Consider the following 11588-nt stretch of genomic DNA (forward strand, 5'->3'; position numbering starts at 1 on the left):
ACGATTGAGGAAGCAGCATGAAACCCGCACCCGGATCCCCCAAGCGGCCCCTGGTCGACCGGATCACGAGCTGGAGCATCCACCACCGCAAACGCGCCGTACTGAGCTGGCTCGGACTCGTCGTCCTCGCCATCGCGCTCGGCGCGGGCCTCGGCAGCACGGCCAGGACCGAGCACGCACCGGGTGACACCGGCCGCGCGCAGCAGATGCTCGACGAGGCGATGGTCTACTCGCCGCCGCAGGAGAGCATCCTGATCGAGGCCAAGCCCGGAGACGGGGCCTACGCCGACAACCCGGCGATGGCCAAGGCCGCCAAGGAGATCGCGGAGGCACTGCGCGGGCTCGGCAAGGACGTCACCGGCGCGGAGTCCGTCTCGGACGTGAAGTCGCCGACCGACAGCGCGGCCGCCGCCTCCCGCTTCGTCTCGCCCGACGGCCGCTCCGCGATCGTCAAGTTCTCGGTGACCGGCCGGACCATGGAGCCCATCCAGCGGGCCGTGCTGGCCCAGCAGCAGGCGCACCCGGACGTGACCGTCACCGAGACGGGCGCGGCGAGCGTCAGCCTGGCCATCAACGACATCAAGAAGAAGGACTTCCAGCGGGCCGAGATCCTCTCGATCCCGCTGACCCTGATCATCCTCGCGGTGGTCTTCGGCTCCCTCATCTCGGCCGGCCTGCCGGTGCTGCTCTCCCTGGTGTCGGTCCTGACCGGCATGGCCCTGCTGATGTTCGCGGGCAGGTGGATCGCCATCGGTGACAGCACGCCCTCGGTGGTGCTGCTGATCGGCATGGCGGTCGGCGTCGACTACACCCTGTTCTACCTGCGCCGGGCCCGCGAGGAGCGCTCGGTGGGCCAGGACGTGGACACGGCCCTGCTGACGGCGGGCCGCACCTCCGGCAAGGCCGTGGTGGTGTCCGGCCTGACCGTCATGGCCTCGGTCGCCGGGCTGTTCTTCACCGGGGTGGAGACCTTCACCGGGATCACGGTCGGCACCATCGCCGTGGTCGGCGTGGCCGTCGTCAGCTCCGTCACCGTGCTGCCCGCGACGCTGTCCTGGCTGGGGGAGCGCGTCGACAACTGGCGGCTGCCCTTCCTCGGCCGCCGTACGGAGGTCCGCGACTCCCGCGTCTGGGGCGGCCTGGTCCGCATGGTCGTACGCCGCCCCCTGCTGTGGGGCGGCAGCGTCGCGATCCTGCTCGCCCTGCTCGCCGTACCGGCCGCCGGCATGAAGCTGTCGGACCCCGACCTCAAGCACCGGCTGCCCACGGACGTGCCCGCGCTCCAGGCGCTGGAGCGGCTCCAGGACGCCTTCCCCATCGACATCAAGCCCGCCGAGATCGTCGTGCGCGGCGAGAACCTCGCCGGACCCGAGGTCACCGGCGCCGTCGAGGCGCTGCGCGAACAGGTCACCCGCAGTGGCGGCAAGCTGCGGACGCCCGTCGACACCTCGCTGATCGCCGACGGCAAGCTGATGGTGATCCGGGTGCCGCTGGCCGGTGACGGCAAGGACGCGGAGTCGGTCGCGGCGCTCACCGAGCTGCGCGAGAACGCGCTGCCGGCCTCGCTCGGCAAGGTCGACGGCCTGGAGTTCGCCGTACAGGGCGACACCGCCAAGCAGGAGGACTTCAACAACACCCTCGCCGACCGCGTCCCGTACGTCTTCGGCTTCGTGGTGCTGCTGTCCTTCCTGCTGCTCGCGGCGGCCTTCCGGTCGCTGGTCATCCCGGTCGTGTCGATCCTGCTGAACCTGCTGTCGATCGGATCGGCGTACGGCGTGCTCACCCTGGTCTTCCAGGACGGCCACCTGTCCGGGCTGCTCGGCTTCCATTCCTACGGCGCGGTGGTGAGCTGGCTGCCGCTCTTCATGTTCGTCACGCTCTTCGGACTGAGCATGGACTACCACGTGTTCATCCTCAGCCGGGTGCGCGAGTACCGCGCGACGGGGCTGAGCACCAAGCAGGCCGTGATCGACGGCATTTCGCGCAGCGCGGGCGTGGTCACCAGTGCGGCAGCCGTCATGGTCGGCGTGTTCGCGGTCTTCGGGACGCTGTCCGCGATCGACTACAAGATGGTCGGCGTGGGCCTCGGCACGGCCGTGCTCATCGACGCCACCGTGGTCCGCGGCATCCTGCTGCCGGCCGCGCTCGCCCTCTTCGGCGAGGCCAGCTGGTCGATGCCGCGCTGGCTCCAGTGGCTGCCCGGCGTGAGCCTGGAGGGCGGCGAGAGCACGCCCGAGCCGGTGGCGAAGCCGGCCGCCGTGCTCGCCGCCGAGCGCTGACGCACGCCTGAGGCAGGTCTGCGGGCAGGCCCGACGCAGGCCTGCCCGCACACCCGACGCCCGCTCCGGGCACTCCTGAAGCATTCCCTCGCACGGCCGGGGCCCGCCGCAGCGCAAAAGGCCGGCCCCGGCCGTCCGGAATGTTTTCCGGTCACGGTGTCTCATAGTCGCCGTATAGAAATACCAACCATAATCAAGAACGTCAGACAGAGTAATCGAAGCAATCGAAGCCTTGTCTTTTCCATGAAGGGGCAGCCATGCCGGACAGGCCGTACAAGGGAATTCTGGCCACCATAGGAAACACTCCCCTGGTGGAACTGGAAGGGCTTCTCCCGAGTTTCGGTTCCAGGATCTTCGCCAAGGTCGAACGATTCAATCCCGGCGGCAGCATCAAGGACCGGTCGGCATTCCGCATGCTGATCGACGCCGTCCGTGACGGGACGCTCGTCCCGGGCCGCTCGGTCGTGGTGGAGTCCAGCTCCGGGAACCTCGCGGTCGGCATGGCGCAAATCTGCCGCTACCTCGGCCTGCGGTTCATCTGCGTGGTCGACGGAAAGACGACCGAGCAGAACCTGGCCATCCTGGCGGCCTACGGGGCCGAGGTGGAGGTGATCACCGAGCGCGACCCGGTCACCTCGGAGTACCTCCCGCTGCGCCTCGCCCGGGTGCGCGAGATCGTGGACTCCCTCCCGAACGCCTTCTGCGCCAACCAGTACGCCAACCTGCTCAACCCCAAGGCGCACGAGACCACCATGCGGGAGATCGAGCTCGCGCTCGACGGCCGCGTGGACTACCTCTTCGCCTCGGTCAGCACCTTCGGCACCCTGCGGGGCTGCACCGAGCACATCCGCCGCCAGGGCCTCGACACCACCGTGGTGGCCGTCGACGCCGAGGGAAGCGCGATCTTCGGCCAGGAGCCGGCGCAGCGGCTGATCCCCGGGCACGGCGCCTCGGTGGTGCCGCCGCTCATGGACCCGAACGCCGCGGACGAGATCGTCCACGTCACCGACCTCGAATGCGTGGTCGCCTGCCGCCGGATCGTCGGCCGGGAGGCCATTCTCGCAGGCGGCTCCTCGGGCGCCACGGTCGCCGCACTGCAGAAACTCCGGGACCGGATCCCGGACGGATCGAATTGTGTACTGATTTTCCCCGACGGCGGCGACCGTTATCTCGACACCATCTATTCCGACGCATGGGTGAGCCGCCATTTCGGCGAAATAAGCCACCTGTGGAAGGACTGAACGTGCTCATCCTCACCCATTCCGACGTCGAGGCCGTTCTCGACGGCCGCGAGCCGGAGAACGTAGCAGCCGTCGCGGACGCCTATCGGCTGCATTCCGCGGGCGACACCGTGGTACCGCACTCGGTGTTCCTGCGCTTCCCGGACCGGCCGCGCGACCGGATCATCGGACTGCCCGCCTTCCGCGGCGGGGACCGCCCGGTGGCCGGCATGAAGTGGATCTCCTCCTTCCCCGGCAACATCGAGCACGGCCTGCAGCGCGCCAGCGCCGCGCTCCTGCTCAACTCGCTGGAGACCGGCCACCCCGAGGCCCTCGTCGAGGGGTCGGTCATCTCCGCCCGGCGTACGGCGGCCAGTGCGGCCCTCGCCGCCCGGCTGCTGACGCAGGACCGCCGCCGCGACGGCGTCGCCCTCATCGGCTGCGGCGTCATCAACCTGGAGATCCTGCGGCACCTGACCGCCACCCTGCCCGAGCTGCGCACGGTCACCCTCTACGACCGGTCCCCGGAGCGGGCCCGGGAGTTCGGAGCCAGGATCGCCGGACTGGACCCGTCCCTCACCGTCGCCCAGGCGCCCACCGTCGAGGCCGCGCTCGGCGCCCACGGACTGGTCTCCTTCGCGACCACCGCGGGCACCCCGCACATCGGCCTGGACGCGGTGACCCCCGGCACGGTGGTCCTGCACATCTCGCTGCGCGACCTGCTGCCCGAGGCCCTGCTCGACGTGCACAACGTCGTCGACGACCCCGACCACGTCTGCCGCGAGAACACCTCGCTGGACCTGGCCGAACGCCTCAGCGGCAACCGCGGGTTCATCGACGCCTCCATCGGCGAACTCCTCCACGACGACGCGCCCCGCTTCGACCCGGCCCGCACCGTCGTCTTCTCCCCCTTCGGCCTGGGCGTGCTGGACCTCGCGCTCGCCGAGGCCGTGGTCACCGCAGCCCGCGACAAGGGCCTGGGCGTTCGGGTCGACGGCTTCCTGCCGGCCTGAGCGCACCCCGCCCCGCTCCACCCCGTTCCGCCCTGTTCCGCAATGTCCCGTCATCCGAAATCCCTTACCAGGAGCCGAAATTGAGCACCGAGCAGACCGACGACCGCACCTACCACGTCGTCCGCAACGACGAGGAGCAGTACTCGATCTGGTGGGCCGACCGTGAGATCCCGGCCGGCTGGCACACCGAGGGCACCACCGGTACCCGCGAGCAGTGCCTCGCCCGCATCGCCGAGGTCTGGACCGACATGCGCCCCCTGAGCCTGCGCGAGCGCATGGCCCAGGCCGACGTGGCCTGACCCCTTTCCGCTTCTCATTGCCCGGGCCTTTGACAGGAGTAGTAACCGTGAACACCGCACTGCTGCCGGAACGCTTCGCCGAGCAGGCGCGCCGGACACCGGACGCCATCGCCGTCGTCGACGGGAAGCGGAAGGTGACTTATCGGGAACTGGACCGCGCCGCCTCCCGGCTGGCGCACCGTCTGCGAGGTCTGGGAGCCGGTCCCGACGTCACCGTCGGCGTCGCCATGGAGCGCGGAGCCGGGCTGGTCACCGCACTCCTGGGCGTCTGGAAGTCCGGCGCCGCCTACGTCCCGCTGGACCCGGGCCACCCGGCCGCGCGGCTCGGCGGACTCGTTCGCGACAGTGGCGCCGCCCTCGTGATCGCCGAGGCCGAGGTGGCCGACGCGGTGCGCGACGGCGGTGCCACACCCCTCCCGCTCACGGAGCCGGACGAGTACGGGGCCGGGGTGGACGCGCACGGGGCCGACGCGCACGGGGCCGGGGCGGACGCGCACGGGGCCGGGGCCGGGGCCACCGATCCCGACTCGCTCGCCTACGTCATCTTCACCTCCGGCTCCACCGGCCGCCCCAAGGCGGTCGCCGTGACCCACGCCGGCATCGCCAACCGGGTCGACTGGACGGCCCGGACCCACGCCCTCTCCCCGGGCGACCGCATCCTCTTCAAGACCTCCGTCGGCTTCGACGCCGCGGGCTGGGAGGTCTTCGCCCCCCTGGTCACCGGAGCCACCGTCGTGATCGCCCCCGCCGGGGCCGAGCGCGACCCCGCCGCCCTGCTGCGCGCCGTCGCCGACCACGGCGTCACGGTCCTCCAGGTCGTCCCCTCCGTCCTGCGCCTGCTCGTCGCCGAGGGCGACTGGAGCGGCTGCTCCGCCCTGCGCCTGCTGTTCTGCGCCGGAGAGCCCCTGTACGGGGAGCTCGTCGCCGCCGCACGGAAGGCGGCCGGACCCGGCACGGCCGTCTGGAACACCTACGGCCCCACCGAGTGCTCCATCGACGTCACCGCGCAGCCCGTCGCCCCCGAGCAGGACTCCGGCCCCGTCCCCATCGGCCGCCCGCTCTCCGGGATGCGTGTCCTCGTACTCGGCCCGACCGGCGAACCGGTCCCCCTCGGCACCCCCGGCGAGCTGTACGCGGGCGGCCCCGGCGTGGCCCGTGGCTACCTCGGCCGGCCCGACCTGACCGCCGAGCGCTTCGTCCCCGACCCGTACGGCCCCGCGGGCTCCCGCCTGTACCGCACCGGCGACCTGGTGCGCTGGCGCTCCGACCGCACCCTGGAGTACATCGGCCGCCTCGACCACCAGGTCAAGATCAACGGTGTCCGGATCGAGCCCGGCGAGATCGAGGCCGTGCTCTCCGCCCACCCGCAGGTCACCGGCGTCGCCGTCACCGCCCACGCCACCGATGCCGGCAAGCGGCTCGCCGCCCACCTCACCGTCGACGGCGCCCTCGGCGCCCCCGGCGCGGACGAACTGCGCCGCTACCTCCGGGACCGGCTGCCCGACAGCCACGTCCCCTCCTTCTTCGCCTTCCCCGACGCCTTCCCCCTCACCCCAAACGGCAAGATCGACCGCGCCGCCCTGGCCCTCCCGGAGCCGCAGCAGAGCACCGGCGACGCCTTCGTCGCCCCCCGCGACGCGGCCGAGGAGCTCGTGGCCGGCGTCTGGGCCGAACTGCTGGGGCGCGAGCGCGTCGGCGCGGACGACAACTTCTTCGCCCTCGGCGGCACCTCCCTCCAGCTGACCCGCCTCGCGGCCCGGCTGCGCGCCGCCTCCGGCGAACAGATATCCCTGCGCGGCCTGTTCTCCGCCACCACCGTCGCCGCCCAGGCCGATCTCGTCCGCCGGACCGGACCGGCCGACCAGCCCGTCGTCCCCGTCCCCCGCGACGGCGAACTGCCGCTCTCCTCCGGCCAGCGCGGCCTGTGGTTCCTCGACCGGATGAACCCCGGCAGCACCGAATGGGTCGCCCCGCTCTTCCTGCGCCTGCCCGCCGACACCACGGCCGACGTCCTCCAGCGCGCCCTGAACGACCTCGCCGTACGCCACGAGGCGCTGCGCACCCGCTACCTGGAGACCGGCGGCCAGCCCTACCAGGTCATCGACCCCGCGACCGGCGTCGAACTGCGCGTCGAGGACACCCGCCGCGAGGACCTCGCCACCCTCTTCGACCAGCAGTTCGCCCGCGGCTTCGACCTCGCCGCCGGCCCGCTGTGGCGGGCCCTGCTGGCCCGCATCGAAGGTGAGGAGCACGTCCTGCTCCTCACGTTCCACCACATCGCCTGCGACGGCTGGTCCACGGTCGTCCTGGAACGCGAACTGCGCGCCCTGTGCGCCGACCACGCCGCCGGCCGCGCGCCGGACGCGCCCCTGCCGCAGGTCCAGTACGCCGACCACGGCACCTGGCAGCACAACCGGCTGACCGACACCTACGCCGCCACCGAACTCGCCCACTGGCGCACCGTCCTGGACGCCATGGCCCCCATCGAACTCCCCACCGACCGTCCGCGCCCCGCCACCCGCGACCCGCGCGGAGCCGTCCTGCCGGTCCGCATCTCCCCCGAGACCTCCGCCCGGCTCGTCGAGCTCGGCCGCGAGCACGGCGCCACCCCCTTCGTCACCCTCCTCACCGGCTTCGCCCTGCTCATGGCCCGCTGGACCGGCCAGTGGGACGTACCCGTCGGCACCCCGGTCGCCGGCCGCCTTCGTCCCGAGGTCGAGGGCACCGTCGGCTTCTTCCTGAACTCCCTGGTGATCCGCTGCGGACTGCACGAGGACATCGGCTTCACCGAGGCCCTGGTCCGGGTCCGCGACACCGCGCAGACCGCCTTCGCCCACCAGGAACTGCCCTTCGAGCGGATCGTGGAGGAGCTCCAGCCCGAGCGCGACCTCTCCCGTACCCCGCTGTACCAGGTCGCCTTCGACCTGCACAGCGAGGGCGTCACCAGCGTGGAGATGGCGGCTGAGGACCTGGACGCCTTCGCGGCCGCCTGGCGGGTCGCCAAGACCGACCTCTCCCTCTTCCTGCGGCAGTGCGCGGACGGCTCCTTCGAAGGCGTCCTCGAGTACGCCACCTCGCTGTTCGACACCGCGACCGTCCGCCGCATGTCCGCCCAGCTCGTCACCCTGCTGGACGCGGTCGCCGCCCGGCCCGGCACACCGCTCGGCGAGGTGCCGCTGCTCGGCGGGGCCGAGCTGGCCGAACTGCGCTGGGACGACACCGCGTACGAGGACCTCGGGGGCCTCGGGGACCGGACCGTCCTGGAACACTTCGAGGACCGGGCGGCCCGCACCCCCGAAGCGACCGCCCTGGTCTTCGACACGGGCACGCTGACCTACGGCGCGCTGGACACCGCCGCCAACCGGCTCGCCCACCGGCTGCTCGCCGGCGGCGCGGGGACCGGCGCACCCGTCGCGGTCCTCCTCGACCGCGGACCCGAGCTGGTCACGGCCCTCCTCGCGGTGTGGAAGGCGGGCGCGGCCTACGTCCCCGTCGACCCCTCCTACCCGGCGCAGCGGATCGCGCAGATCACCGCCACCGCCGGTACGGCGCTCGCGGTGACCGGGACCCGGTACGCGGACCGCTTCACCGGCACGGCCACCACGGCCTCGGCCGACGGCACCGGCACCGGCACCGGCATCCAGCTGGTCCTGGTGGACACGGCGGACGCCGCCGCCGACTTCGGCCCCGACACCGCCCCGGCGCGGACGAACGACCTGGACGGGCTCGCGTACGTCATCTTCACCTCCGGCTCGACCGGCCTGCCCAAGGGCGTCGAGGTACCCCACCGGGGACTCGTCAACCACGTCGCCTGGGCCGTACGGGAGCTGGCCGCGGCCGGCACCGGCGGAGCACCGCTGTTCTCCTCGGTCGCCTTCGACCTCGTCGTCCCCAACCTGTGGGCGCCGCTCGCCTGCGGCCAGCCGCTGACCCTGCTGCCCCAGGACAGCGACCTCTCCGAGCTCGGCAAGCGCCTCGTGGCCGCCGGACCGTTCAGCTTCATCAAGCTCACCCCCGGCCACCTCGACATCCTGACCCACCAGCTCACCCCCACCGAGGCGGGCGACCTCGCCCCGCTGCTCGTCGTCGCCGGCGAGGCCTTCACCGCCACCACGCTCCACCGCTGGCGGGAACTGGCCGCACACACCGGGCTGATCAACGAGTACGGGCCCACCGAGGCATCCGTGGGCACCAGCATCTACCCGGTGCCACAGCACACCGGTGCGGTCGTCCTGCCCATCGGCCGACCGCTGCCGAACATGCGGATGTACGTCCTGGACCCGGCGATGCGGCCCGTACCGACCGGAGCCACCGGGGAGCTGTACGTCGGCGGAACCGGTGTGGCACGCGGCTACGCCGGACGCCCCGACCTGACCGCCGAGCGCTTCCTGCCCGACCCGTTCGGCCCGGCCGGCGCACGCTGCTACCGCACCGGAGACCTGGTCCGCCGCGGCGGCGACGACCAGATCCACTTCCTCGGCCGCACCGACGACCAGGTCAAGATCCGCGGCTACCGAGTCGAGCTCGGCGAGGTGCAGTCCACGCTGACCGGCCACTCCGGCGTCCGCGAGGCCTTCGTCACCACCACCGACGACGGCGAACTCGCCGCGTACGTGGTCACCGCGACCCCGGGCGAGGTCCCCGACGGCCTCGCCGACCACCTGGCGGCCCACCTCCCCGAGTACATGGTCCCGGCGACCTTCACCGCCCTGGAGGCCCTCCCCCTCAACGCCAACGGGAAGGTCGACCGCAAGGCCCTCCCGGCCGCCGGCGACCGGGCCCCGGACTCCGCCTCCACCGCACCGAGCGGGCCCGCCGAGGAACTGATCGCCGAGATCTGGCACGAGCTCCTCGGAGTCCGGGCCGGAGCGCACGACAACTTCTTCCACGTCGGCGGCAACTCCATCCTCGCCATCCGCCTGATCTCGCGCATTCAGGAGGAGTTCGAGATCGACTTCACCGTCCGCGCGGTCTTCGAAGGCCCGACGGTCGCCCGCCTCGCGGTCGCCGTCGAGGAGCGCATCCGCGCCCAGCTCGAAGCCCTCCCCGACGCCCAACTCTTCAACGACGCCTCGCTGACCAAGGAGCACAACGCATGAGCACCGGTGAGATGGAGCAGGCCGTGGTGGCCCGTTCGTCCGGTACGGACGACACCACCGCGGGCGACGCGGCAGCACTGCGCGCCGAACTGCTGCGCCGCCGCCTCGCCGGGCGGGCCGGCGCCGCCCGGCGCACCACCGGGATCGCCCGTGCCGACCGGGAGCAGCCCCTGCCGCTCTCCTACGGCCAGCAGCAGATGTGGTTCCTCAGCCGCCTGGAGCCCGAGTCCGCCGAGTACCACGTCCCGCTCGTCCTGCGGATGCGCGGCCCCCTCGACGCCGACGCCCTCGACACCGGCTGGCAGCGCCTCGTCGCACGCCACGAGATCCTGCGCACCCGCTACGGCCTCGACGGCGACGAGCCCGTCCAGCTGATCGACGCCCCCCGGGCACAGCTGCTGGAGCGCACCGAAGCCGCCGACGAGGCGCAGGCCCGTGCGCTCGTCCGGGCCGACCTGGACCGCCCGTTCGACCTGGCCCGCGAATGGCCCGTCCGGGCCCGGCTCATCCGCCTCGCCGCGGACGAGCACGTCTTCGCCGTCGTCTTCCACCACATCGCCTGCGACGCCTGGTCCATCGGCGTCATCGGCCAGGAGATCGGCGAGCTGTACGCCGGCGCCGAGCCCGCCCCGCTGCCCGTCCAGTACGCCGACTACGCCGCCTGGCAGCGCACCGAGGTGACCGGCCAGGTCCTCGACCGCCACCTCGGCCACTGGAAGGACCGCCTCGCCGGGCTGGCCCCGCTGGAACTGCCCACCGACCGGCCGCGCCCCGCCGTACGCGACGGCGCCGGTGACGCCGTCGCCTTCACCGTCCCCGACGAGCTCGCGGCACGGTTGCGGACGCTGGCCCACCGCCACGACGCCACGCTGTTCATGACCTTCCTCGCCGCCTGGCAGACCCTGCTCTCGAAGTACACCGGCAGCGGCGACATCGCCGTCGGCACGGTCGTCTCCGGCCGCGGCCGGCCCGAGCTCCAGCAGCTCATCGGCTACGGCATCAACAGCCTGGTGCTGCGCGGCAGCCTGGACGGCGACCCCTCCTTCGCGGGCCTGCTCGCCGACACCCGCTCCACCGTGCTCGACGCGTACGACCACCAGGACCTCGCCTTCACCCGCCTGGTGGAGGAGCTCAAGCCGGAGCGCGACCTCTCCCGCACGCCCGTGTTCCAGGTCGCCTTCACCATGCACGGCGAGCGGACGGCCGCCTTCGACCTGCCGGGCATCGCGGTGACCCCGTACGAGGGCACGAGCCGGATCGCCAAGTTCGACCTGGACCTCCAGATCAAGGAGGCCGGCGACGGCACCCTCTCCGGGCACCTGGAGTACGCCACCTCCCTCTTCGACCGCCGCACGATCGAGCGGATGGCCGGGCACCTGCTGCGCCTGCTCACCGGCATCGCGGACGCTCCGCAGTCCCGGCTCTCCTCCATCGGGGTCATCGGCGACGAGGAACTGGCCCTGCTGACCGGTGACGCCGAGACGGTACCGGTGACGCGCCGGGTGCACGAGGTGTTCGAGGAGCAGGTGGCGCGGACACCGGACGGCACCGCGCTCTCCTTCGAAGGTGTCGAGCTGAGCTATGCGGAGCTGAACGCCCGGGCGAACCGGATCGCGCACGTCCTGCGCGCCAAGGGCGCCGGCCCGGAGACCCTGGTCGGCCTGTGCCTGGAACGCTC

Annotated in this window: 6 protein-coding genes; all 6 read left to right on the plus strand. The window is 72.4% G+C overall.

Annotated features, from left to right (window positions below; genetic code table 11):
- Window positions 1–17 precede the first annotated feature (17 nt).
- On the plus strand, window positions 18–2279 hold the full coding sequence (locus ACWGE1_RS15415) for an MMPL family transporter (protein ID WP_453420997.1): 2262 nt from the start codon (window positions 18–20) through the stop codon (window positions 2277–2279).
- Window positions 2280–2536: 257 nt separating this feature from the next.
- Window positions 2537–3520, plus strand: coding sequence for a 2,3-diaminopropionate biosynthesis protein SbnA (sbnA, locus tag ACWGE1_RS15420; RefSeq protein WP_453420998.1), 984 nt, complete (start codon window positions 2537–2539; stop codon window positions 3518–3520).
- Between the two features lie 2 nt (window positions 3521–3522).
- Complete coding sequence (sbnB, locus tag ACWGE1_RS15425) at window positions 3523–4512, plus strand: 2,3-diaminopropionate biosynthesis protein SbnB (RefSeq protein ID WP_453420999.1); 990 nt, start codon at window positions 3523–3525, stop codon at window positions 4510–4512.
- 80 nt (window positions 4513–4592) lie between these two features.
- Complete coding sequence (locus ACWGE1_RS15430; RefSeq protein ID WP_453421000.1) at window positions 4593–4811, plus strand: MbtH family protein; 219 nt, start codon at window positions 4593–4595, stop codon at window positions 4809–4811.
- A 47-nt stretch (window positions 4812–4858) separates the two neighbouring features.
- On the plus strand, window positions 4859–9910 hold the full coding sequence (locus tag ACWGE1_RS15435; protein WP_453421001.1) for an amino acid adenylation domain-containing protein: 5052 nt from the start codon (window positions 4859–4861) through the stop codon (window positions 9908–9910).
- A partial coding sequence (locus tag ACWGE1_RS15440; RefSeq protein ID WP_453421002.1) for a condensation domain-containing protein occupies window positions 9907–11588 on the plus strand: 1682 nt, incomplete at its 3' end. The genes ACWGE1_RS15435 and ACWGE1_RS15440, both read left to right, overlap by 4 nt.

It is taken from the genome of Streptomyces sp. NPDC054932 (genome assembly GCF_053610205.1).